This window comes from Dactylosporangium sp. CA-052675, from assembly GCF_050947935.1.
Classification (GTDB): domain Bacteria; phylum Actinomycetota; class Actinomycetes; order Mycobacteriales; family Micromonosporaceae; genus Dactylosporangium.
The window spans coordinates 1,573,723-1,596,832 of the sequence record NZ_CP192010.1; the positions used below are offsets into that span (position 1 = coordinate 1,573,723).

General features: G+C 73.5%; 26 protein-coding genes. 18 read left to right on the forward strand and 8 right to left on the reverse strand.

Annotated elements, in window-relative coordinates; all coding sequences use genetic code 11:
• Positions 1-125: 125 nt before the first annotated feature.
• Positions 126-2,411, reverse strand: coding sequence for an RNA degradosome polyphosphate kinase (locus tag ACQP1P_RS07000; protein ID WP_433084240.1), 2,286 nt, complete (start codon positions 2,409-2,411; stop codon positions 126-128).
• Here ACQP1P_RS07000 and ACQP1P_RS07005 point away from each other — a divergent pair.
• Positions 2,326-2,859, forward strand: coding sequence for a hypothetical protein (locus ACQP1P_RS07005; protein ID WP_433090480.1), 534 nt, complete (start codon positions 2,326-2,328; stop codon positions 2,857-2,859). The two genes, ACQP1P_RS07000 and ACQP1P_RS07005, sit on opposite strands and share 86 nt — an antisense overlap.
• Before the next feature lie 373 nt (positions 2,860-3,232).
• Here the strand turns inward: ACQP1P_RS07005 and ACQP1P_RS07010 are convergent, their stop codons facing one another.
• Positions 3,233-3,430 (reverse strand): cold-shock protein, encoded by a 198-nt coding sequence (locus ACQP1P_RS07010; RefSeq protein WP_433084241.1) that lies wholly within the window; start codon positions 3,428-3,430, stop codon positions 3,233-3,235.
• A 5-nt stretch (positions 3,431-3,435) separates the two neighbouring features.
• Positions 3,436-4,563 (reverse strand): hypothetical protein, encoded by a 1,128-nt coding sequence (locus ACQP1P_RS07015; protein WP_433090482.1) that lies wholly within the window; start codon positions 4,561-4,563, stop codon positions 3,436-3,438.
• Here ACQP1P_RS07015 and ACQP1P_RS07020 point away from each other — a divergent pair.
• The 3 genes from ACQP1P_RS07020 to ACQP1P_RS07030 all read left to right on the forward strand — a co-directional run bounded on the left by ACQP1P_RS07020 (position 4,511) and on the right by ACQP1P_RS07030 (position 7,687).
• Positions 4,511-5,293, forward strand: coding sequence for a lysophospholipid acyltransferase family protein (locus tag ACQP1P_RS07020; RefSeq protein ID WP_433084243.1), 783 nt, complete (start codon positions 4,511-4,513; stop codon positions 5,291-5,293). The two genes, ACQP1P_RS07015 and ACQP1P_RS07020, sit on opposite strands and share 53 nt — an antisense overlap.
• The gene (locus tag ACQP1P_RS07025; protein ID WP_433084245.1) at positions 5,290-6,321 is read left to right on the forward strand and encodes an NAD(P)H-dependent glycerol-3-phosphate dehydrogenase; all 1,032 of its coding nucleotides are present in this window, start codon (positions 5,290-5,292) and stop codon (positions 6,319-6,321) included. The genes ACQP1P_RS07020 and ACQP1P_RS07025 overlap by 4 nt, the downstream gene beginning before the upstream one ends.
• Before the next feature lie 229 nt (positions 6,322-6,550).
• Entirely contained in the window at positions 6,551-7,687 is a 1,137-nt protein-coding gene (locus tag ACQP1P_RS07030) for a cystathionine gamma-lyase (protein ID WP_433084247.1), read from the forward strand.
• Positions 7,688-7,964: 277 nt separating this feature from the next.
• Here the strand turns inward: ACQP1P_RS07030 and ACQP1P_RS07035 are convergent, their stop codons facing one another.
• Positions 7,965-8,498 carry a DUF3515 domain-containing protein gene (locus ACQP1P_RS07035; protein WP_433084249.1) on the reverse strand — a complete coding sequence of 178 codons (534 nt, stop codon included), beginning with the start codon at positions 8,496-8,498 and terminating at the stop codon, positions 7,965-7,967.
• Between the two features lie 8 nt (positions 8,499-8,506).
• Positions 8,507-8,740, reverse strand: a complete 234-nt coding sequence (locus ACQP1P_RS07040) for an Lrp/AsnC family transcriptional regulator (protein WP_433057384.1) — start codon at positions 8,738-8,740, stop codon at positions 8,507-8,509.
• A 142-nt stretch (positions 8,741-8,882) separates the two neighbouring features.
• On the opposite strand from ACQP1P_RS07040, the gene ACQP1P_RS07045 reads away from it, so the two are divergent.
• On the forward strand, positions 8,883-9,845 hold the full coding sequence (locus tag ACQP1P_RS07045) for a thiamine-phosphate kinase (protein WP_433084251.1): 963 nt from the start codon (positions 8,883-8,885) through the stop codon (positions 9,843-9,845).
• A gap of 21 nt (positions 9,846-9,866) precedes the next feature.
• Positions 9,867-10,334, forward strand: a complete 468-nt coding sequence (locus ACQP1P_RS07050) for a GNAT family N-acetyltransferase (protein WP_433084253.1) — start codon at positions 9,867-9,869, stop codon at positions 10,332-10,334.
• A 63-nt stretch (positions 10,335-10,397) separates the two neighbouring features.
• Here ACQP1P_RS07050 and rpmB read toward each other — a convergent pair whose 3' ends face one another.
• Positions 10,398-10,589, reverse strand: a complete 192-nt coding sequence (gene rpmB / locus ACQP1P_RS07055; protein WP_190249618.1) for a 50S ribosomal protein L28 — start codon at positions 10,587-10,589, stop codon at positions 10,398-10,400.
• 193 nt (positions 10,590-10,782) lie between these two features.
• Here rpmB and ACQP1P_RS07060 point away from each other — a divergent pair, with 193 nt between their 5' ends.
• From ACQP1P_RS07060 to mutM, 11 genes are all read left to right on the forward strand, one after another.
• Positions 10,783-12,396 (forward strand): DAK2 domain-containing protein, encoded by a 1,614-nt coding sequence (locus ACQP1P_RS07060; protein ID WP_433084255.1) that lies wholly within the window; start codon positions 10,783-10,785, stop codon positions 12,394-12,396.
• Positions 12,397-12,450: 54 nt separating this feature from the next.
• The gene (gene recG / locus ACQP1P_RS07065) at positions 12,451-14,658 is read left to right on the forward strand and encodes an ATP-dependent DNA helicase RecG (protein ID WP_433089878.1); all 2,208 of its coding nucleotides are present in this window, start codon (positions 12,451-12,453) and stop codon (positions 14,656-14,658) included.
• 76 nt (positions 14,659-14,734) lie between these two features.
• Complete coding sequence (rsmD, locus tag ACQP1P_RS07070) at positions 14,735-15,313, forward strand: 16S rRNA (guanine(966)-N(2))-methyltransferase RsmD (protein ID WP_433084257.1); 579 nt, start codon at positions 14,735-14,737, stop codon at positions 15,311-15,313.
• Between the two features lie 46 nt (positions 15,314-15,359).
• A complete protein-coding gene (coaD, locus tag ACQP1P_RS07075; RefSeq protein ID WP_350621100.1) occupies positions 15,360-15,845 on the forward strand; it encodes a pantetheine-phosphate adenylyltransferase in 486 nt (161 codons plus the stop codon).
• Between the two features lie 90 nt (positions 15,846-15,935).
• Positions 15,936-16,436, forward strand: coding sequence for a hypothetical protein (locus tag ACQP1P_RS07080; protein WP_350621098.1), 501 nt, complete (start codon positions 15,936-15,938; stop codon positions 16,434-16,436).
• A gap of 88 nt (positions 16,437-16,524) precedes the next feature.
• Entirely contained in the window at positions 16,525-17,091 is a 567-nt protein-coding gene (locus tag ACQP1P_RS07085; protein WP_433084260.1) for a YceD family protein, read from the forward strand.
• A gap of 6 nt (positions 17,092-17,097) precedes the next feature.
• Positions 17,098-17,271 carry a 50S ribosomal protein L32 gene (rpmF, locus tag ACQP1P_RS07090; protein ID WP_259861936.1) on the forward strand — a complete coding sequence of 58 codons (174 nt, stop codon included), beginning with the start codon at positions 17,098-17,100 and terminating at the stop codon, positions 17,269-17,271.
• Positions 17,272-17,383: 112 nt separating this feature from the next.
• Positions 17,384-18,385, forward strand: coding sequence for a phosphate acyltransferase PlsX (locus ACQP1P_RS07095; RefSeq protein ID WP_433089880.1), 1,002 nt, complete (start codon positions 17,384-17,386; stop codon positions 18,383-18,385).
• 50 nt (positions 18,386-18,435) lie between these two features.
• Positions 18,436-19,215 (forward strand): ribonuclease III, encoded by a 780-nt coding sequence (gene rnc / locus ACQP1P_RS07100; protein WP_433089881.1) that lies wholly within the window; start codon positions 18,436-18,438, stop codon positions 19,213-19,215.
• Positions 19,199-20,347: a mannosyltransferase family protein gene (locus ACQP1P_RS07105; RefSeq protein ID WP_433084262.1), complete on the forward strand. Its 1,149-nt coding sequence runs from the start codon at positions 19,199-19,201 to the stop codon at positions 20,345-20,347. The genes rnc and ACQP1P_RS07105 overlap by 17 nt, the downstream gene beginning before the upstream one ends.
• A gap of 9 nt (positions 20,348-20,356) precedes the next feature.
• Positions 20,357-21,211: a bifunctional DNA-formamidopyrimidine glycosylase/DNA-(apurinic or apyrimidinic site) lyase gene (gene mutM, locus ACQP1P_RS07110; protein WP_433084264.1), complete on the forward strand. Its 855-nt coding sequence runs from the start codon at positions 20,357-20,359 to the stop codon at positions 21,209-21,211.
• Here the strand turns inward: mutM and ACQP1P_RS07115 are convergent.
• Both ACQP1P_RS07115 and ACQP1P_RS07120 read right to left on the reverse strand, forming a co-directional pair.
• Positions 21,147-21,926, reverse strand: coding sequence for a spherulation-specific family 4 protein (locus ACQP1P_RS07115; protein WP_433084265.1), 780 nt, complete (start codon positions 21,924-21,926; stop codon positions 21,147-21,149). The two genes, mutM and ACQP1P_RS07115, sit on opposite strands and share 65 nt — an antisense overlap.
• Positions 21,927-21,952: 26 nt before the next feature.
• Positions 21,953-22,594 (reverse strand): CAP domain-containing protein, encoded by a 642-nt coding sequence (locus ACQP1P_RS07120; protein WP_433084266.1) that lies wholly within the window; start codon positions 22,592-22,594, stop codon positions 21,953-21,955.
• 297 nt (positions 22,595-22,891) lie between these two features.
• Between ACQP1P_RS07120 and ACQP1P_RS07125 the strand changes: the two genes are divergently transcribed.
• Positions 22,892-23,086, forward strand: coding sequence for a hypothetical protein (locus tag ACQP1P_RS07125; protein WP_360369483.1), 195 nt, complete (start codon positions 22,892-22,894; stop codon positions 23,084-23,086).
• The last annotated feature ends 24 nt before the right edge of the window (positions 23,087-23,110 follow it).

Sequence of the window (23,110 nt, forward strand, 5' to 3'; positions counted from 1 at the left end):
ATCCACCCGCTCGACGATGCGGCGCGGCAGCGCCTCGTGCCGATTCCCCCGGCCGCCGGGCTGACTCCACCCGGTCGACGATGCGGCGCGGCAGCGCCTCGTGCCGATTCCCCCGGCCGCCGGGCTCACTCCACCCGGTCGACGATGCGGCGCAGCAGCGCCTCCTGCGGATTCTTGCCCGGCCGCCGGTGCCACTCGCCGTTGCCCGAGAGCTCGAAGGCGCCGGTGTCGTCGCTCATCATCAGGCTCAGCACCCGGTGCAGCTCGTCCGTCGCGGCCGGGTCGGTCACCTGGACCAACGCCTCCACGCGGCGGTCCAGGTTGCGGTGCATCAGGTCCGCTGAGCCGATCCAGTACTCCGCGCGGGCGCCGTGGCCGAACCGGAACACCCGCGAGTGCTCGAGGAACCGGCCCAGGACCGAGCGGACCCGGATGTTCTCCGACAGGTCCGGCACGCCCGGGCGCAGCGCGCAGATGCCGCGCACGATCAGGTCCACGCGCGTCCCCGCGCGGCTCGCCCGGTACAGCGAGTCGATGACCTCCTCGTCGACCAGCGAGTTCACCTTGAGCTGGACGAGCCCGTCCGCGCCGTACGCGACCTCGCGCTCGATCCGCTCGATGATGCCCCGGCGCACGCCGTGCGGGGCGACCAGCAGCCGGCGGTACGACGTCTGGCGGCTGTAGCCCGTGAGCACGTTGAACAGGTCGGTCAGGTCGGCGCCCACCTCGGGGTCGGCCGTCAGCAGCCCGTAGTCCTCGTAGAGCCGCGCCGTCTTCGGGTGGTAGTTGCCGGTGCCGATGTGGCAGTAGCGGCGGATGTGGTTGCCCTCCTGGCGCACCACGAGGGCCGTCTTCGTGTGCGTCTTGAGGCCCACGAGGCCGTACACCACGTGGCAGCCCGCCCGCTCCAGCGTCCGCGCCCAGCCGATGTTCGCCTTCTCGTCGAAGCGCGCCTTGACCTCGACGAGCACCACGACCTGCTTGCCGGCCTCGGCCGCGTCGACGAGCGCGTCAACGATGGGGGAGTCGCCGCTGGTGCGGTACAGCGTCAGCTTGATCGCCAGCACGTTCGGGTCGGCCGCGGCCTGCTCGATGAAGCGCTGCACGCTCGTGGAGAACGAGTGATACGGGTGGTGCACCAGGATGTCGTGGTCGCGCAGCCGCGCGAAGACGCTGCGCGGCGTCTCGCCCTCGGCGAAGTGGGGGTGCGTCGCCGGTACGAACGGCGGATCCTTGAGATCCGGGCGATCGACGCCGTTGTAGACCTCCCACAGCGCGGTCAGGTCCAGCCACCCGGGCACGCGCAGCACGTCGTGGGAGTCCATGTCGAGCTCGCGGACGAGCAGCTCGAGGACGTGGTCGGAGATGGACGCCGCGACCTCCAGCCGCACCGGCGGCCCGAAGCGCCTCCGCGCGAGCTCGCGCTCCAGCGCCTGCAGCAGATCCTCGTCGCGGTCCTCGTCGAGCTCGACCTCGGCGTTGCGCGTGACGCGGAACAGGTGGTGCTCGACCACCTGCATGCCCGAGAACAGCTGGCCGAGGTGCGCCGCGATGAGCTCCTCGACCGGCAGGAAGCGCATCACCCGCGCCCCGTCGCGCGCGGCGTGCAGGGCGAAGAACCGCGGTACGTTGTTGGGCACCTTGATCCGCGCGAACAGCTCGGGGCCGCCGTCCTTCTCGCGCACCACGACGGCGAGGTTCAGCGACAGGCCGGAGATGTACGGGAAGGGGTGCGCGGGGTCGACCGCCAGCGGCGTGAGCACCGGGAAGATCTGCTCGCGGAACGAGGCGCGCATCCGCTCGCGCTCGGCCGGGTCCAGTTCCGTCCAGCGCACGATGTGGATGTTCTCGGCCGCCATCGCGGGCGCGATCTCCTCGGCGAAGACCCGCGACTGGCGCGCCATCAGCCCCGTCGTGCGCTCGGCGATCTGCTCGAGCTGCTCCGTCGGCGGCAGGAAGCCCGGGGGACGGCGCACCGGCAGGCCGGTCTGCAGCCGCCGCTTCAGCCCGGCGACGCGCACCATGTAGAACTCGTCGAGGTTGCTGGCGAAGATGGCCAGGAACTTGGCCCGCTCCAGCAGGGGCGTCGCGGGGTCCTCGGCGAGGGTCAGCACCCGGGCGTTGAAGTCCAGCCACGACAGCTCGCGGTTGAGATACCGGTCCTCCGGCAGCGGCTTTTCTTCCTCCGGTACCTCCACAGCGCTCCCTTCGGACCCGAACCACTCCGTGACGGCGTCCCCGTCGCGCGCGGTCGCGTCCCCCTCGATCGCGTCCGCGCCCGTCTCGTTCGCGCCCTGGCCGTCCTGCGCCGCCGCGGGCTCACCCGTGCCTGCCCCGGGCCGGCTCGTGCCCGGTGCGGCGCTCTCGACCGGCTTCGCGGCGGCCGCGGGCGATGGGTCGCTCGCCGGCACGGCGGCGGCCCCGTTCGCGGCACTCTTGGCAGCGGTGGTCGCCGGCTTGGCGGAGGCGGCTCCGTTCGTGGCGGCAGGCGCCGGCTTGGTCGCGGCGGCGGTGGCCACCGGCTTGGCAGGGGCCGCTCCGTTGGCCGCCGCAGGCGCCGGCTTCGTGGTCGCGCTCGTGGCCTTGGCGGTGGCCACGGGCCGGGCCGGAGTCGTCGCCTTCGCGGCCGTCACGGGCCGGGCGGCCGGACGCGCGGTGGCGGCCGGCTTCGTCGCGTTCGTGCCCGGCTCGGTCGCGGCAGACGGGGTCGCCGCGGCTTCGGTCGCCGTGCCTTGGGTCGCAGTGGCGGGCTGGGCGGGAGCTGCGGCCGAGGTAGGAGCCGCGGGCTTGGCGGGAGCGGGTTCGGCCGGGGCGGACTCGGCCGGCTTCACCGCCGGAGCCTTAGCCGGGGATTTCTGAGTCGGCACCCGCTCGGACGCCTTCGCCGACTCCGTCGTGGCCTCGTTCACCGTGACCTCGCTCACCGTGGCTTCGTCGGCCGGCGCCGGGCGCGCGGCCTTGGTGGCCCGACGAGCCCGGGCCGGGGCCCCGTCCCCAGCGGACCTCGTCGTCTTGGGCGGCGCACTCTCCGGTTCGGGCCGCGGGGCGGCGCTGCGCGGGCGGCTCCGACCGGTCGTGCTCTCGTCCACCGGATCATCATGGCCCGTTTGTGCCGGTCTGAACATGAACTTCCCGCTGCTTGGCCTCGACGGGAGGTTGTGCGCGAGATGTTCGTGATCGTGCCCACATCGTCGCGCTCGCCGGCCGGCGAGGATTTCGCGCTGCCCGCCCTCTACGGAAGCGTGGGCAGTGTGACCTTCGTGATCGTGCCCACATCGTCGTGGTCGAGCCGCACCCGCTGGCCCAGCCGCAGGTGACGCAGCCCGGACGCGTCGAACGCCGCGGCCGGGAAGCTCACCTCGACCCCGTCGTCGAGCAGCACCGTCCCGGTGCGACTCGCGTCGTCGAACGTCGCGACCGTGCCCTGCATACCGATCACGCTACCGTGCAGAGAACTTGTCCGGTATGTGTGCCGAGTCCCAGTCGCGCCGCGGCATCGAGATCGGCCGCGGTGTCGACGTCGCGGCGCAGGCTCGGCCAGGCGCCATCGAGCCGTATCGCGCCCGAGCGCAGATGCGCCACCGCGGACCCGGGCCCGAAGTGCGGCGCGAGCGCCTCCCCGGCCGGCGCCGCGAGCAGCACCGTCCCGGTGCCCTCCAGGTCCGGCACGAACGCCCGCCGCCCGGCCCGCGCGGCCGCGACCAGCGCCGACTCGAGATCCTCGGGCCGCATCGCGGGCAGGTCGGCGGTCAGCGCGACCACGCCCAGCCTCCGCCCCCCGACATCCCCGGCATCGTCCGAGCCGCTGCCCGAGCGGCTGTCCGAGGTGCTGCCCGAACGACCGTCCGAGCCGCTACCCGAGTTGCTTGCCGAGCGGCGGTCCAAGCTGCTGCCCGAGCGGCCGTCCGAGCGACCGTCCAAGCTGGTGCCCGACCGGCCGTCCGAGCGACCGTCCGAGCTGGTGCCTGAGCGGCCGTCCAAGCCGTCATCCAAGCGCCCCGCCGCATCGATGCCGGGCTCCCGCGCCCCGGGGAGCCGGTCCCCGCGAGCGCCCGGCTCCGGCCGGCCGGCCTGCGCGTCCGCGCCGACGCCAACCGGCTCGGGCGCCCAGGCGGCCTGGGCCCCGTAGGCGAGCGCCGCGTTCAGGCCCGCCGCGGGCGCGTCGGGCAGGCAGAACGCCCCGAGATCGGTCAGCTCCGCGCACACCGCCGGGTCGTCGCAGATGACCACGACGCGGGCGACCGCGCGGCAGGCGAGCGCGGCGGCTACCGTGTCGCGTGCCATGGCCAGGACGAGATCGGGGTGTACGGCCTCGGGCACGGCGCCCCGCAGGCGCGTCTTGGCCGCTCGCAGCGGCTTGACCGGGACCACCGCCACCCAGGCGGCCGCCCGCTCGGGCGCCGTCGCCTGGGTCGTCGACTGGCCGTGGCAATGCATGAGCCATCCTGACACGGCCACCGGGCGCCTGGCAGTGGCATGATTCGCAGCAGAACCGTGAGGGGAGGGTGAGATGGTGCGCCGGAGGCTCGGCTTCTGGCGGCGTTTCGCCGTCATGACCGTCAAGCCCGCGATCCAGGTGCTGACCCGCCGCACCTGGCGGGGGATGGAGCACATCCCGGGCGACGGCGGGGTGATCATCGTCGTGAACCACATCTCCCACGCGGACCCGCTGGCCGTCGCGCACTACATCTACGACGCCGGGCGGTGGCCGTCGTTCCTGGCCAAGTCCAGCCTGTTCGAGGTGCCGGTGCTGGGCTACCTGCTCAAGGCCGTCCACCAGATCCCGGTGCGCCGCGGCACCACCGACGCCGTGAAGGCGCTCGAGGCCGCCCGGGCGGGCGTCCGCGCGGGCGAGGCCGTGGTCATCTACCCCGAGGGCACCACGACGCGGGAGCCGGACCTGTGGCCCATGCGCGGCAAGACCGGCGCGGCGCGGCTGTGGCTGGACACCGGCGCGCCGATGATCCCGATCGTCATGTGGGGCCCGGAGCAGATCTACGACCCGCGGACCAAGAAGCTCAAGCTGCTCCCGCGCGCGAAGGTCACCGTCGTCACCGGCGCGCCGATCGACCTGTCGGCCTGGTCGGGCGCGCAGCCGACGGCCCAGACGCTGAACGAGATCACCGACCACATCATGCTGCACCTGCGCGACATGCTGGTGGAGATCCGCGGCGGCACCCCGCCGCCGCTGTGGACCCCGAAGCGCTCCGCCCCGGGCGCTGACGAGCGCCGATCCGCCCAGCTCCCGGAGGAGCCGCGGCCCGCCCAGCGCCCCGAAGAGCGGACGGCATGAGCATCCAGCGCGCGGCCGTCCTCGGGGCGGGTTCCTGGGGCACGGCGTTCGCCAAGGTGCTCGCCGACGCCGGCACGCCCTCCGTCACCGTCTGGGCGCGCCGGCCCGAACTCGTCGCCGCCATCCGCGACGAGCACCACAACCCCGACTACCTGCCCGGGACGTGGCTCCCGGGCTCGGTCACGGCCACCTCCGACGCGTTCGAGGCGATCGACGGGGCGGATCTGGTCGTGCTGGCGGTACCGTCGCAGACGCTGCGGGTGAATCTCTCCGCGTGGCGCGGCACCATCCGCGCGGACGCGACGCTCGTGAGCCTCATGAAGGGCATCGAGCTCGACACCCTCAAGCGCATGAGCGAGGTGATCGTCGAGGTCGCCGACGTGGAGCCGGAGCGGGTCGCCGTCGTCACCGGGCCGAACCTGGCCCCGGAGATCGCCGCCGAGCAGATCGCGGGCACCGTGGTGGCCTGCCAGGACATCCGTCGCGCGGAGCTCGTCCAGCGGGCGATCAGCACGCGCTACCTGCGGCCGTACACCAACGACGACGTCGTCGGCTGCGAGCTCGGCGGCGCCGTGAAGAACGCGATCGCGCTGGCCTACGGGATGGCCTCCGCGCTCGGGTTCGGCGACAACACCAAGGCGACCCTGATCACCCGCGGCCTGGCCGAGACCGCCCGCCTGGGCGCGGCGCTCGGCGCCAACCCGATGACGTTCGCGGGCCTGGCCGGCCTGGGCGACCTCATCGCGACGTGCTCGTCGCCCCTGTCGCGCAACCGTACGTTCGGCGAGCGCCTCGGCCGCGGCGAGACCCTGGAGCAGGCGCAGGCCGCGACCCGCCAGACCGCCGAGGGCGTCAAGAGCTGCAAGTCGATCCGCGACCTCGCGCACAGCGTCGGCGTGGAGATGCCCATCACCGAGCAGGTCGAGCAGGTCTGCCACGAGGGCGTCGACCCGCTCAAGGCCCTGGCGGCGCTGATGGCCCGCGAGACGAAGCCGGAGCGCCCGGGCGTCCCGTCGACCGGTCAGTGACGCGGCTCGCCCGCCCCCGAGCACCTGCCCGCCCCGGTCGGCGGCGCGATCCGCGCGGCGAGTGCGACGACGCCTCCGCGCTGCGAGGACGGCGGCGCCTCCGCGCGGCGAGTACGGCGGCGCGATCCGCGCGGACACGGGTGGCGGCGCGATCCGCGCGGCGAGTACGGCGGCGCGCGTGCGGAGCGAGCGCAGGGGAGTGAGACGCCTGATGAAGGGGGACAGCAGCGTGGATGCGAGCGAGAGCGGTACGCCCGGGCGCGGGGACGGGACGCGGGTCGTGCACGCCGGAGTGCCGGCGGCCGTCGTGGGGGAGCCGTTCCTGCCGTCGCCGGTGTTCGTGGCGCCGTACCACCTCGACCCGGTCGCGGGCCCGAAGCCGGGCGTGGACGGATACGGGCGGTCGGACAACCGGACGTACCGAAACCTGGAGAAGGCGATCGGGGACCTGGAGGGCGGCGAGTGCGTCGTCTTCGCCTCCGGCATGGCGGCCATCAGCGCGGTCCTGCTCGCCACGCTGCGCACCGGTGACGCCGTCGTGCTGCCCTCCGACGGCTACTTCCTGACCCGCGCCTTCGCCGGCGAGCACCTGCCCGAGCGCGGGATCGAGGTGCGGACGATGCCGACGGCGGGACCGTACCCGGCGCTGGACGACGTGCGGCTGCTGCTGCTCGAGACGCCCTCGAACCCGGGGCTCGACGTGTGCGACATCGCCGGGCTCGCCGCGCGGACGCACGCCGGCGGCGGGCTCGTCGCGGTCGACAACACCACGCCGACGCCGCTGGGGCAGCGGCCGCTCGACTTCGGCGCGGACTTCTCGGTCGCCTCGGCCACCAAGGCGCTGACCGGGCACTCCGACATGCTGCTCGGCTACGTCTGCGCCCGCGACCCGCAGCTGGCCGAGTCGATCCGCACGTGGCGCGCGCAGACGGGCGGCATCCCGGGCGCGTTCGAGGCGTGGCTCGCGCACCGCTCGCTCGGGACGCTCGACCTGCGCCTGAGCCGCCAGACGACGAACGCCGCGGCGGTGACGGAGCTGCTGGCCGGACACCCGGCGGTCGCGTCCGTGCGGTGGCCCGGGCGCCCCGGCGACCCCGCGTTCGAGGCGGCGGCCCGGCAGATGCGCCGCATCCCGGGCATCGTGACGTTCGTGCTGGCCGACAAGGCGGCCGTCGAGCGCTTCCTGGACGCGTCCGAGCTGGTGTTCGCCGCGACGTCGTTCGGCGGCCTGCACTCCTCGGCGGACCGGCGGGCGCAGTGGGGCGACGACGCGCCCGAGGGGCTCGTGCGCTTCTCGTGCGGGGTCGAGGACACCGCGGACCTGGTCGCGGACGTGCGCCGGGCGCTGGACGCCGCGCTGGGCTGAACGCCACCGCGCGGCACCCCGGGTTCGTGTCCGGGGGCGCCGCGCGGGAGCGTGCTCACGGCAGCGGGTGACCCCGACGCGACCGGCCGCTCAGCGTCGTGGCCAGGTTCAGCTGCTGCCGCGACCGACGCGGCGGAGGTCGGCAGAGCGGCGGACGCGAGCACCGTGAACCGTACGGACCTGGAGGGGGTGCGGCAGCCTCCTCGAGATCGGCCGCCCGGAGGCGCGCGGATCCGGACCGGGGAGGCTCAGTGGCTCAGGGCCGATGCCGCAGAACTCAGCAGTGCAGGTCGCCGGCCGGCGCGGACGGGACGGTGGCCACGATCGCCGGTGAAAGATTCACCAGCCACGAGCCTTCGGCGCCCTTCGGAACCACGACCTGGAGCGGGACCTGGCGGTCGACGGTGTGCCAGACCGTCCGCCCGGACTGCTCGTCCGCGTACCAACACACGTCCGACAGCCCCAGCAGCTGCGGGTCTTGCGGAACCGCCGGGGCGGCACCCCCGCACGACAGGACGATCGCCGGGTCGCCGAACGCGGCGTTCTGCTCGCCGCCGGCGGTCACCTGGCGACGGTGCAGGCCGCCGAGCTCCTCGGGCAGCCGGGACACCAGCGCGCGGCACACCGCGGCCGGGGACGGGTCGAGCCGCGGCGCCTCGGCGGAGACCGGTGCGGTGCTCGGCGCCGACGGGAAACCACCCAGGATCCAGAACGCGACGATGCCCGCGACCAGCGCCACGGGCAGCGCGGCGAGGGTCGCGAGCTTCGCCGGGCTCGGCGCGGGGCGCGCGGGCGCGTCCGGGCTCGTCACGCTCGGCACTACAAGTGCACCACCGAGCAGGTGACCGTGCGCGTGATGCCCGGCACCAGCTGGACCTTCGAGACGATGAGCTGACCCAGTTCGTCGATGTTGCGGGCCTCGGTGAGGACCACGACGTCGTACGGCCCGGTGACCGCGTCGACGCGGACCACCCCGTTGAGCCCCTGAATGGCCGTGGCCACGTCGCGGGCCTTGCCGACCTCTGTTTGGATCAGGATGTATGCCTGTACCACGACACGACTCCCTCCCTGCCGTCCGCACGCTGATCAGGCGTCAACCTACCGCAAGAATGGAATCGGCAAATCAACCGCCGTGCGTGATCATGCCATGACACGCGGCGTCGGCGACACTATCGAGCATCAGCTTGGAGGACGGGTGACCGTAGCAACCGCCGGAGAGTTCGGGCTCATCTCACGGGTGACGGCCCGGCTCGGGGCGGCGTCGCCCTTGGTGCAGCTCGGACCGGGGGACGACGCGGCGATCGTCGCGACCCCGGACGCGCGCGTCGTCGCGAGCACCGACGTGCTCGTGGACGGCCGCCACTTCCGCCGCGACTGGTCCAGCGCGCGTGATGTAGGACACCGCGCGGCCGCGGCCAACCTCGCCGACATCGCGGCCATGGGGGCCCGGCCCACGGCCCTCCTGGTGGCCCTGTGCGCCCCGGCGAACCTGCAGATCTCGTGGGCCGAGGAACTCGCCGACGGCCTGGCCGCGGAGGCGGCGAAGACCGGCGCGACGGTCGTGGGCGGGGACACGTCGTCCAGCCCGACGCTGACCATCGCGGTGACGGCGCTCGGGGACCTGGACGGGCAGGCGCCGGTGCTGCGCTCGGGCGCGCACCCGGGCGACGTGGTGGCCGTCGCGGGCCGGATCGGGCACGCCGCGGCGGGGTACACGATCCTCTCCCGGGGCTTCCGCTCGCCGAAGCTGCTCGTCGACGCGCACCGGCGCCCCGACGTGCCGTACCACCTCGGCCCCGCCGCCGCGCGGATGGGCGCGACATCCATGATCGACATCTCCGACGGGCTGCTGGCCGACCTGGGCCACATCGCCACGGCCAGCGGCGTCGGCATCGACGTGCGCCGCGACGCGTTCACGGTGCCCGAGGCCATGCACGCCGCCGCGACCGCGCTGGGCGTGGACCCGTACGGCTGGCTGCTCGCCGGCGGCGACGACCACGCGCTGGCGGCCACCTTCCCGCCCGACGTCGAGCTGGGTGAGGAGTGGCTCGTCGTCGGCTCCGTGGTGACCGCCAGCATGTTCACGGCGGGTGAGGGCGTGACCGTGGACGGTCGCCGATACACGGGCGGGGCCCCGGGCTGGGACCACTTCCGGTAAGGGCCGGTAGGCTCGGCGCTCGTGACCGAGATCGACATCCGGCTGACCCGCTACGGCGCGCCGGTCGCCTCCGAGCTGACCACCGCCGCGCTCGCGGACCTGAGCGAGCGGTACGGCGGTGAGGGCGACTCCACCCCCGTCGAGCCCGTCGAGTTCGACCCGCCCGAGGGGGCGTTCCTCGTCGCCTACGTGGACAACGTGCCGGCCGGCTGCGTCGGCTTCCGCACGTTCGCCGAGGACGAGACGACGGCCGAGCTCAAGCGCATGTACGTCGCGCCGCGGTTCCGGGGCCTCGGGATCGCCAAGGCGCTGCTGCGCGCCGTCGAGGACGCCGCGCGGGAGGCGGGCCGCAAGCGCATGTGGCTGGAGACGGGCACCGCGCAGCCGGAGGCGATCGGGCTGTACGAGCGCAGCGGATACGTGCGGATCGAGGACTTCGGCCACTACAAGGGCTACCCCGAGGTCCGCTCGTTCGGCCGGGACCTCTGAGGCCGGCCCGGGCACGACGAAAGGCCCCGTGACCGTGTCACGGGGCCTTCGCGGTGCCTGGGGTCAGCCCCGGACGACCTTGCCGGCCTTGAGGCAGGAGGTGCAGACCTGCACCTTCCGCGTGGTGCCGCCACCGGCCGGGGTGCGCACCGTCTGAATGTTGGGGTTCCAACGGCGGTTGGTCCGCCGGTGCGAGTGGGACACGTTGTGGCCGAAGCCCGGTCCCTTGCCGCAGACGTCGCACACGCTAGCCACGGGGATCTCCTGGGTTGATTGCAGTCTCGGAGCGGAACGGACCCGCGCCGCGGCTCTCGTTCCAGGCGTCACCGGCCGGGTGAACGGCGGGCAACCCGGTAAGGCTACCTGATCCGGCCCCTCGACACCCAATCGGCCCTGTCGGCGCCCGCATCGGTGGGGAATGACCGGCTTCACCGTTAGGCTCTGGCGCGTGCCAGACAGTGTGGACGCCGCTGCCGTCCGCCGGTGGTGTGCCGGTGGCCTGGCCGCGCTGCGGCGCCATCAGGCCGAGATCGACGCGCTCAATGTGTACCCCGTGCCGGACGGCGACACCGGCACCAACCTGGTGCTCACGATGTCCGCGGCCGTCGAGGCGGCGGTGGGCGCGACGGCCGCCGAGACCATGCGCGGCGCGGCCCGGGGCGCGCTGCTCGGCGCGCGCGGGAACTCGGGGATCATCATGGCCCAGCTCTTCAAGGGGCTCGCGGCCGGCCTGGAGCGCGCGGGCGCGGCCCCGGTGACCGGCGCCGTGCTGGCCGGGGCGCTCGACGACGCGGCCCGCGGGGCCTACGACGCGGTCGCCGCGCCGGTCGAGGGCACCGTGCTGACCGTCGGCGTCGCCGCCGCGAAGGCCGCCGTCGCCGCCGCGGCGCACGGGGGCGTGGTCGCCGTGGCCCGGGCGGCCTCGCAGGGCGCGCGGGAGGCGCTCGCGCGGACGCCCGAGCAGCTGCCGGCGCTGGCCCGGGCCGGGGTCGTCGACGCGGGCGGGCGCGGCCTCGTGGTGCTGCTCGACGCGCTGGTGGAGACCCTGACCGGCGACGAGCCGCCCGACGGCCCGGTCACGGCGGCCGTGCCGGCCGGTGGCCGCCCGGGCGCGACGGCCGAACGGGAGACCGGGTCGGCCGACTTCGCCTACGAGGTGCAGTACCTGCTCGAGGCGCCCGCGGACACGGTGGAGACGCTGCGCGGCGCCCTCACCGCGCTCGGCGACTCCCTCGTGATCGTCGGCGACGAACCGACCTGGCACGTCCACGTGCACGTCAACGACGTCGGGGCGGCGATCGAGGCCGGCATCGCCGCCGGGCGCCCGAGCCGGATCACCGTGACCCGCTTCGAGGACCAGATCGCGGCGCGCACGGACGCCGCCGCCCCGGCGGGCGAGGGCGACGGGCACCCCGACCGCGCCGTCGTGGTCGTGTGCAACGGGCGCGGGCTCGCGGAGCTGCTCGCGGCCGAGGGGGCGACGGTGCTGACCGGCAACCCGTCCACGCGCCAGCTCCTCGACGCGATCGTGCGCGCGGGCGCGGACCGCGTCGTCGTGCTGCCCAACGACGCGAACGTGCTGGCCGTCGCCGCGGCCGCCGCGGGCGAGGCCCGCGCCGCCGGCGTCCGCGCGGGCGTGGTGCCCACCCGCTCACCGGTGCAGGCGCTCGCCGCCATGGCCGTGCGCGACCCGGCGCGGCGCTTCGAGGACGACGTGATCGCCATGGCCGAGGCGGCCGCGCGGTGCCGGTCCGCCGAGGTCACCATCGCCGGGCGGGAGGCGCTGACGGTCGCCGGGCGCTGCCAGCCCGGCGACGTGCTCGCGATCGTCGACGGCGAGGTCAACCTCATCGGCCAGGACCTGCCGCAGACCGCCTGCCGGCTGCTGGACCGGATGCTCGCCGGCGGCGGCGAGCTCGTCACGCTCATCGCCGGCCGCGACGCGCCCGAGGGGCTCGGCGCGGCCCTGCGCGCCCACGTCGAGGGCTCGTGGCCGTTCGTGGAGGTCCAGTGCTACGAAGGGGGCCAGCCGCACTACCCACTCCTGGTGGGCGTGGAGTAGAGGAAACGTGGAGCAGAGGAAACGTGGAGTAGAGGAAAGTCGAGTGAAGGAAACCTGGAGTTGGCCGACATCGACCTGAGCACACCGCTGTCGAAGGTCCTCGGGGGCAACGGCGCGAAGCTGCTCGCCGAGCACCTCGACCTGCACACGGTGGGCGACCTCGTGTACCACTTCCCGCGCCGGTACGAGGAGCGCGGCGAGCACACCGACATCCGCGCGCTGGAGATCGACACCGACGTCACCGTGTTCGGGCAGGTCAAACGCGTCAACTCCCGGCAGTTCGTGCAGCAGCGCGGCAACACCCGGGGCAAGCGGGGCTCGCTGGTCGAAGCGGTCATCGGCGACGACAGCGGCGGCGAGATCAGCGTCACGTTCTTCAACCAGCCGTGGCGGGAGAACCAGCTGCGCCCGGGCCGGTGGGGCCTGTTCTCCGGCAAGGTCGGCCGGTTCAACCACAAGCTGCAGCTCAACCAGCCCGACTACGTCCTGCTCGACGCGGGCGAGGGCGAGGAGGCGGTCGAGGAGTTCGCCGGGGCGATCATTCCCGTGTACCCCGCGACCGCGCGCGTGCCCACGTGGCGCATCGCCGCGGCCGTGCGCACCGTGCTCGACGTGCTGCCGCCGACGCCCGACCCGGTGCCGGCCTCGACGCGCGCGACGCGGCGGCTGACCTCCCTGGACAAGGCGCTGCGCGAGATCCACCGGCCCGAGTCCCAGCAGTCGCTCGCCATCGCGCGGAGGCGGCTGAAGTGGGACGAGGCGTTCGCGCTCCAGCTGACCCTGGTCCAGCGCAAGAAGCGCGCCGAGGACTGGCCGGCGGTGCCGCGCCCGCGCCGCGCCGACGGGCTGCTCGCGGCCTTCGACGCCGGGCTGCCGTACGAGCTGACCCGGGGCCAGCGCGACGTCGGCGAGGAGATCGCCGCCGACATGGAGCGCGCCCACCCGATGCACCGCCTGCTGCAGGGCGAGGTCGGCTCGGGCAAGACCCTGTGCGCCCTGCGCGCCATGCTCCAGGTCGTCGACGCCGGCGGCCAGGCGGCGATGCTGGCCCCGACCGAGGTCCTGGCCGTGCAGCACCATCGCAACGTCACCGACCTGCTCGGCGCGATGGCGCGGGCCGGCGAGCTGGACGCCGCGCCGGAGGCGACCCGGGTCACCCTCCTGACCGGGTCCCTGGGCGCGGCCGCGCGGCGCAAGGTGCTCGAGGACCTGCGCAGCGGCACCGCGGGCATCGTCGTGGGCACCCACGCCCTGCTCTACGAGGGCGTCGACTTCGCCGACCTGGGCCTCGTCGTCGTCGACGAGCAGCACCGCTTCGGCGTCGAGCAGCGCGACGCCCTGCGTACCAAGGCCGACCAGCCGCCGCACGTGCTCGTCATGACCGCGACCCCGATCCCGCGCACGGTCGCGATGACCGTCTTCGGCGACCTGGAGACCTCGGTGCTCAGCCAGCTGCCGCGCGGGCGCTCGCCGATCGCCTCGCACGTCGTGCCCGTCACCGAGAAGCCGGCGTTCCTGGACCGGGGCTGGCGGCGGCTGCGCGAGGAGGTGGCGAAGGGGCACCAGGCCTACATCGTGTGCCCGCGCATCGGCGACGCCGCCAAGTCCGACGGCGAGGACGTGCCGCCCACCAACGACGACGGGCGCCGCCCGCCGGTCGCGGTGCTGGACGTCGCGCCGCAGCTGGAGGAGGGCCCGCTGCACGGCCTGCGCATCGGGGTCCTGCACGGGCGCCTGCCGGCCGACGAGAAGGACGCGATCATGCGTACCTTCTCCGAGGGCCGCCTCGACGTGCTCGTCGCCACCACGGTCATCGAGGTCGGCGTGGACGTGCCGAACTCGACGATGATGATGATCCTCGACGCCGACCGCTTCGGCGTCTCCCAGCTGCATCAGCTGCGCGGCCGCGTCGGCCGGGGCAGCGCGCCGGGCCTGTGCCTGCTCGTCACCGAGTCCGGCGAGGGCACGCCCGCGCGGGCGCGCCTGGACGCGGTCGCCTCGACCACCGACGGGTTCAAGCTGGCCGAGCTCGACCTGGAGCAGCGCCGCGAGGGCGACGTGCTCGGCGCCTCGCAGTCCGGTCACCGCTCGCACCTTCGGCTGCTGTCGCTCCTGCGCGACGCGGAGCTGATCGGGGAGGCCCGGGCGGAGGCGGCGGAGCTGATCGAGCAGGACCGGGAGCTGCAGCGGCATCCGGCGCTCGCCGCGACGATCGCGCGGCTGGTGGACGAGGAGCGGGCCGAGTACCTCGAAAAGGGGTGACGCGGATCACATCGATCGCGGCGGGCGGCGAGGACGCGGCGCGAAGTGGCGTACGTCACCGCCTACTGTGGATCGTGTGACGCGGATCGTGGCCGGAGCGCTCGGTGGCCGCCGGCTGACCGTGCCGGCCGGGCAGGGCACGCGCCCCACGTCGGACCGGGTGCGCGAGGCGCTGTTCAGCAGCCTCGACAACCTGCTCGACCTCGACGGGGCGCGGTTCGCCGACCTGTACGCGGGCTCGGGCGCGGTCGGGCTCGAGGCGTGCTCGCGCGGGGCCGTGCACGTGCTGCTCGCCGAGGCCGACGCCAAGGCGGCCCGCGTGATCAGGGGCAACATCGCGGCGCTCGGGGTGGCCGGACGCGTACGACTGGTGACGGACAAGGTGGAGCGCCTGCTCGCGGGCGAAGCGGACGAGGCCTACGACGCCGTGTTCATCGACCCGCCCTACGCCGTGACCGACGAGCGCGTCCGCGCGGTGCTCGAGGCGCTGGTCGCGCGCTGGCTCGCCCCGGACGCCGTCGTGGTGGTCGAGCGCTCCAGCCGCGGCGCGCCGATGGCCTGGCCGGACGGGCTGCGCGCGGTCGCCGAGCGGCGCTACGGCGAGACCGCGCTGTGGTACGCCCGACTTGATCAGGACGGCTCGCGCACGAGTTAAGCGATCCTTTGGTACGGTCCCCGCTCATGAGGCTTGGGCTGGTGCAATGAGGCGCGCGGTCTGTCCGGGTTCGTTCGATCCGGTCACGAACGGGCACCTGGACATCGTGGGTCGGGCATCGCAGATGTTCGATGAGGTCGTCGTCGCGGTGCTGATCAATCAGAGCAAGGCGGGGCTGTTCACGGTCGACGAGCGGCTGGAGATGCTCGCGACGGTGACCGCGCCGTACGCCAACGTCCGGGTCGACGCCTTCCAGGGGCTGCTGGTCGACTTCTGCCACGCCAACGACATCGGCGCCATCGTCAAGGGCGTGCGCGTGGCCGGGGACTTCGACTACGAACTGCAGATGGCCCAGATGAACTACGGCCTGGGCGGCATCGAGACGCTGTTCATGCCGACCAATCCGAAGTACTCCTTCGTTTCGTCGAGCCTCATCAAAGAGGTCGCCAAGTGGGGCGGCGACGTTTCGCCGCATGTACCCGATCTCGTGGCGAATCGCCTGCGTGAACGATTCGCATCGGTCCGAAACTAACTGCGAAATCCGAGTGGCGATGGAAGCGGCCCGGGGTTGCGGGCCGCATGATGGTTACGTCGTTCGACATTGGAACAGGAGTGACCGCAGGTGGACCCGCTCGAGAGCATCGACCAGATCATCGCGATGGTCGAGAGTGCACGGTCGGCGCCGATGTCGCGGAGCAACTTCGTGTTCGATCGCGCCGACATGATCAACCTGCTCGACCAGCTGCGCGCCGACCTGCCGGGCGAGCTGCGGCGCGCGAGCGCCCTGCTCGACGAGCGGGACAAGATCGTCGACGCCGGGCGGCGCGAGGCGGAGCGCATCATCGCCGAGGCCGAGGCGGAGCACACGCGCCTGGTGTCGATCAACGAGATCGTCGTCTCGGCCGAGCACGAGGCGTCGCGGATGATCAACGAGGCCCGCGCGGAGACGCAGCGGCTGCGCGACGAGGTCGACGACTACGTCGACACGGCGCTGGCCAACTTCGAGCAGTTCCTCACCCGGTCGCTGGCCTCGATCGAGCGCGGGCGCGACAAGATGCACGCCCTCCGGGAGATCGGCTCGTTCACCCCGCACGGTGAGGACGACCGGCCGCTGCCGTTCTGACGGACGCGGTACCGTTGGGGGCGATTCGACGCGAGATCTGCCGCTCGGGTACCCTAGTCCGTCGGCCCTACCTGGCCGGAGTCTGAAGATGCCACATCAACCACAGCACCCGCACCTGGATCCCCGGTCGCCGCTGGTCCTCGAGACGAGAGACCTCCCACGCCGACCGGGAGCTCTGCATGCGGTACAGCGGAAGGTGCCGGCGCCGGCGGACCTCGGCCTGGAGCTGATCGGCGTGCCCCAGGGCGCCGAGCTCGACCTCCAGCTACGGATGGAGTCGGTGTCCGAAGGCGTGCTCGTCTCCGGCACCGTCACCGGCCCGCTGGTCGGCGAGTGCGGGCGCTGCCTACGCCCGATCAGCGACACGCTGGACGTCCCGATCCAAGAGTTCTATGCCTACGAGCACAGCACGACGGACGAGACGACCGATGAGGACGAGGTCGGACGGCTGCAGGGCGACCTGATCGACCTGGAGCCGGCACTGCGGGACGCGGTGGTGCTCTCCCTGGCCGCCAACCCCGTGTGCCGCGAAGACTGCCCAGGTCTGTGCCCCGAATGCGGGACACCGATCGACGAACTGCCCGCGGGCCACACCCACGAGCAGCTCGACCCGCGCTGGGCCGCCCTGTCCCAGATCAAGACGTCAGAGGAGTAAGGTCCCGTGGCCGTTCCCAAGCGGAAGATGTCGCGCAGCAACACCCGGTCGCGCCGGAGCCAGTGGAAGGCCGTCGCGGTCTCCACCCAGCCGTGCCCGCAGTGCCGCTCGCCCAAGCTGCCTCACGCGGCGTGCTCGGTCTGCGGCACGTACAACGGCCGCCAGGTCATCGAGGTCTGATTACCGGATCCGGGTGACGCGATCCGACCGATCGCCGCACGGCGGGGAAATCCCGTCCGGCGTCGCGCGGATCGCCGTCGACCTCCTCGGCGGGGACGGGGCTCCCGCCGTCGTGGTTGACGGCGCTCTGCGCGCATGCAGCGCCGATCCAGACCTCCATCTTCTCCTCGCCGGACCACGGGACGTGGCCGACGAGGTCATTGGCGCGCTCCCGGTCACCGACCGCGAGCGCGTCGGTGTCAGCGTCATCGACGCCGCCATCGGCATGGCCGATTCGCCGCTGCGCAACATCCGCCGCTCCACGTCGGTGCGCGCGGCCGCGGAGGCGGTCTACACGGGCCGCGCGGACGCGATGGTCTCCGCGGGCTCCAGCGGCGCCGCCGTCGCCGCGTCCGCGCACGTGCTCGGGCGCATGCGCGGCGTGCGCCGCCCCGGGCTCGCCGCGCAGCTGCCCACCCCGCACGGGCCCGTGCTCCTGATCGACGTCGGGGTGACCCTCGACGCGACCATGCTCGAGCTCGTCCAGCACGCCGTCCTCGGCACCGCCTACGCCTCCGTGGGCCTGGGCATCGCGCGCCCGCGCGTCGGGCTGCTGTCCATCGGCAGCGAGCCGGGCAAGGGCGACCGGCTGCGCCGCGCGGTGTCGATCGCGCTGTCGGACATTCCGTTGCCCGCGGGCGGACGCTACGTCGGTCTCGTGGAGGGTTTCGACGTACCGCGCGGAGGCCCCGCCGACGTCGTCGTGACCGACGGTTTCACCGGAAACGTCCTGCTCAAGGGCCTCGAGGGCGCGATGGCCGTGGCTCGCCCGGCGTTCGCACCGGCGCAGCGCTCGGTCGCGGCCGGCGGATCACCCGACGGCGCGGCGCCGGCCGGCCCCGACGGGCACGCGCGGCACGAGGCCGCGGCCGTGCTGCTCGGAGTGGCCGGCGACGTCGTCGTCTGCCACGGCTCGGCCGCCGGTGCGGAGATCGCCGACGGTATCGCCCTCGCCGCACGCCTGCACCGCGACCGCATCACCCCTGCGGTCGCGGCACTCGCCGACGACCTGCTGACCGAACTCTCCTCGGCCGGCGGCCTCACCATCCGTGACGCACTGGGAGAGCGCTCGTGAAGAACCAGAACAGCCTCGAGGCCGCCTTCGGCGTCGACTTCGACCCGGACATGCTCAAGCGGGCGCTGACGCACCGCTCGTACGCGTACGAGAACGGGGGTCTGCCCACCAACGAGCGGCTCGAGTTCCTCGGCGACGCGGTGCTCGGGGTGGTCATCACGACCGCCCTGTTCCAGAACCACCCGAAGCTCGCCGAGGGCCAGCTCGCGAAGCTGCGCGCCAGCGTCGTCAACATGCGCGCCCTCGCGGACGTCGCGCGGCGGCTCGGGCCCGGCGGCATCGGGCCGTTCCTGCTGCTCGGCCGCGGCGAGGAGGCGACGGGCGGCCGCGACAAGGCCAGCATCCTCGCCGACACGCTGGAGGCGCTGATCGGCGCCATCTACCTGCAGTACGGCCTCGACACCACCGCCCAGGTGATCCACAAGCTCTTCGACGGGCTGATGGCCGAGGCGGCGATGCGCGGGGCCGGTCTCGACTGGAAGACCAGCCTGCAGGAGCTGACCGCCGGGCGCGGACTCGGGGTGCCCGAGTACCGCATCGACGAGGAGGGCCCCGACCACGCCAAGCGGTTCACCGCCTGGGTGATCGTCGCCGGGAAGCGTTACGGCGGGTCGCAGGGCGGCAGCAAGAAGGAGGCCGAGCAGCGCGCGGCCGAGGCGGCCTGGCGGGAGCTCTCCGGGGTCCAGCCGGAGTCCGCCGCGTACGCCATCGCCGAGGCGGCCGGTGACACGCACAAGGGCAGCAAGACCAAGCACACGAACGCGGACATCACCGAGACCGAGACCGCCGAGGAACCGCGCCCCGATGACGACGATGACGCCGGTCAATGAGATCACCCAGCGCGTCCGCACCACGCTCATCGCGCTCCCACTGGGCGTCTATGCGCTGAGCCGCCTGGTGCAGCTGGCACTGCTGTGGTGGATGGCACCCGACGACAAGATCCGCGACCGCCTGCTCGCCTGGGACGGCGGGCACTTCGTCCGCGTCGCCGAGGAGGGCTACCCGACCGGCTACAGCTACGACGGCGAGGGCCACCTGACCGGCAACGGCCTGGCCTTCTTCCCCGGCTACCCGATGACGGTCCGCCTCGTGCACCTCATCACCCGCCTGGACTACGGCACCGCCGCGATCACGGTGTCCTGGCTCGCGGGCGCGGTCGCGGCCGTGCTGCTGTGCGCGCTGGGCACGCGGCTCTACGACGAGCGGACCGGCCTGGCCCTCACCGCGCTGTTCTGCGTGCAGCCGATGTCGATGGCGCTGTCGATGGGCTACTCCGAGGCGCTGTTCACCGCCTTCGTCGTGGGCATGCTGCTGTGCGCGCACCGGGGCGCCTGGATCCTCGCCGGCGTTCTCGGGCTCGCCGCGGGGCTCACCCGGCCGACGGGCGCGGCCGCGGCGATCGCCCTCGCGGTGGCCGCGGTGATCGCGATCGTCAGGCAGCGCCGCGGGGAGGCCGGGGGAGGGGTCTGGAAGCCGATTCTGGGCGCCGTCATCGCGCTGGCGGGGGTGCCGTCGTACCTGCTGTGGGTCGGGCTGCGGGTGGGGGACCTGCGCGCGTGGTTCGACATCCAGACCGCGGGCTGGGGCACGACGTTCGACTACGGCGACTCGACGCTGACGTTCCTGCGCGACGCGTTCAAGGCCGGCGACGGCTGGATCCAGGTCAGCATCGCGTGGATGCTCGTCGGCGTCGTGATCCTCGCCGTCGTCGCGCTGGTCCGGCGGGTGTGGCCGCCGCTGGCCGTCTACGGCCTGATCGTGCTCGTCCTGGTGCTCGGCCAGGCCGGGTACTACCACTCCAAGCCGCGCCTGCTCGTGCCCGCGCTGCTGATCCTGGTGCCGCCCGCGGTGGCGCTCGGACGCGCGCGGCCGCGCACCGCGGCGCTAGTGTTGGCCGCCTGCGGTGCGTTCGGGCTGTGGTACGGCTCATACCTGATCACCGTCTGGCACTACGCGATCTAGAGGGATTCCATGCCTGAGCTGCCCGAGGTCGAGACCGTCCGGCGCGGCCTCGACAAGTGGGTGTCCGGCCGGCGCATCGCCACGGTCGAGGTGCTGCACCCGCGCGCGATCCGCCGCCACGTCCCAGGGCCCGAGCACTTCGCGGGCATCCTCGCGGGCCGGCGCGTGGGCTCGGTGATGCGCCGGGGCAAGTACCTCTGGCTGCCCCTCGACGACGAGGACGCCCTCGTCGGCCACCTCGGCATGTCCGGCCAGCTGCTCATGCAGCCCGCCGAGGCCGCGGCCGAGATCCACCTGCGGGTGCGGCTCACCTTCGACGACGACGGGCCCGAGCTGCGCTTCGTCGACCAGCGCACGTTCGGCGGCCTGAGCGTCTCGCTCGGGGGCGCCGTGCTGCCGGGCGAGCTCGCGCACATCGCGCTCGACCCGGTCGACCCGCTGTTCGCCGACGACGTGTTCGTGGAGCGGCTGCGCAAGCGGCGCACCGAGGTCAAGCGGGCGCTGCTCGACCAGACGCTGATCTCGGGCGTGGGCAACATCTACGCGGACGAGGCGCTGTGGCGGGCCCGGCTGCACGGCGCGCGCGACACGTCGCAGCTGTCCCGGCCCGTCGTGCGCCGCCTGCTCGCCCACGTCCGCGACGTGCTCAACGAGGCCATCGGGCAGGGCGGGACGAGCTTCGACGCGCTGTACGTGAACGTTAACGGCGAGAGCGGCTACTTCGAGCGCTCCCTGAACGCCTACGGCCGCGAGGGCCTGCCGTGCAACCGGTGCGGCAGCCCGATCCGGCGGGAGGCGTTCATGAACCGGTCCTCGTACTCCTGCCCGCGCTGCCAGCCGCGGCCCCGTCTCGCACCACGCTGAGCGCGCGGTAGGGGCGCGGGCGCCGGGGCGCCGGGGTGGGCCGGTCGCGCTCGGCGCCGAGCTCCGCCAGGCCGGGCACGAGGCCGCACCAGGCGGGCAGGTCCGCGTAGGGGTCGGGCGCGCCGAGGTCGGTGACGAGCCCGAAGCCGGCCCCGCGGCTCACCTGCATCCGCGCGGCCTCGTCGAGCTCCCACGGCGGCACGGCGTGCACCAGGTGCCCGTCGCCCGGCCGCGCGCCCTCGCCGGACCAGCGCCGGTACTCCCGCCAGCTGCCGTCGAACACGCACACCGGCAGGCCGAGATCGCGGTACGCCTCGTCCGGCGGCTCACCCGGGTTCAGCACCACCTCGGGCAGGTCGGCGCGGGCGGCGGACTGCGCGACGACCGCGACCGGGCCGATCGCGTACGGGCTGACCGGCGTGCGGTCGAGGAACACGCCGCGCACCGGGTACCCGCTCCAGCGGTACACGTCCGCGCGGATCTGCGCGACCGGGCGCGTGCCGTAGTCGACGTCCACGTAGCCGAGCAGCCGGACGCCCGCCGCGGCCAGGCGGCTCATGGCCGCGGTCCACAGCGGGTCCCGGCCGCTGCCGGGCCCGCTCGCGACGTCGACGACGACGGTGAACGCCGGACCGTGTCGCGCGACGATCTCCCATGCGTGTGGCCGGGCCAGCGGATGCGCCCGCAGTGGCAGGAGCGTCGGAACCCGGTCCACGACCGGACTAACGATGCTGGGCCCCCTCAAGCACGGCCGGTGTCCACGGTCCAGTAGGCCGTGCGGCCGCGCATGGCGGCCCCGACACCGATCGATGTGATGTCGCAGTCGAGCAGCATGTCCTTCGTGTCGTCGTCGTGCATCCAGCGTTTGACCACGTCGCCGGCGTCGCCGCCCTTGGCGGTCAGCTCGTCGGCGAAGCCGCCGCTGAAGCCGGCGGCGCTGATCCGGTCCTGCGGGCTGCTGCCGTCGCTGCCCCGGGCGCCGGTGAAGTCCCGGGCCGCCATGTCCGCCGCGTGCCCCCGGGCGGCGGTGCGCAGCTTGGCGTCGACCCGCAACGCCTCGCACCGGTGCTTGCGCCGCTCGCCGTTGATCTGCTGCACGACGCGGTCCTCGTAGCCGGCATTGAAGTTCGCGGCCACGAGCGTGGTCCGGGCCGTGGTCGGCGCCGGGTCCTCCGTGGTCGGTGCGGGCACGGGCGCGCTGCTCGTGTCGGCGGCGCTCGGAGGCGCGGCGTCGGGCGGGGGACCGGCCGCGTGCGGGGCCGACGCGTCGCCGTCACCGCCGAGCGACGGGATGATCACGGCGCCGAGGCCGAAGACGATGAGGACGGCGGTGACGATCGCGGCGATTCCGGTCGGGCCGAGTCTCGCCGTGAGACCCGTCATCGCACTCTCCCGGCCCGTCGTCCCCAGAATTCCCGGACATGACGCTACTTTGCAGTGGCGCCGCGGGGCAACCGGTGGCACACTGCCACGATCGGCGCGGCGTGATGATCACGCACCCGGGTGAGTGAGAACACCCTGGCCAGCACGTTTGGCGTGCCTCTGCGCTTGACTAAGTCGCGCCCCGGAAGGAACATAGAGGGGTCGCCAGTCGCGCCCATTCATGCCCTTGTGCTTCGGTCGCGGGTGCTGGGCGCGCGTTTGCCGGAGTCGACCGGCTGCGCTTAACAAGGAGACGATATGGCTAAGGCCCTCTACGGCCACGTAGGCAGCGCGCCCGACCGGCGCCTCGTCGACGAGGTCACCCAACTGCGTGCCAAGGTTCGGGCGCTCGAGTTCGAGGTCGTTCGGCTCCGTGCCGAAAACGACCGGCTCGCCGCGGCGGCATCGGAAGCGGACCACCTGGTCCGTCTCGCCGAGCCAGCGATGGCCTGACGTTCAGGATCACCGCAGCCCGCG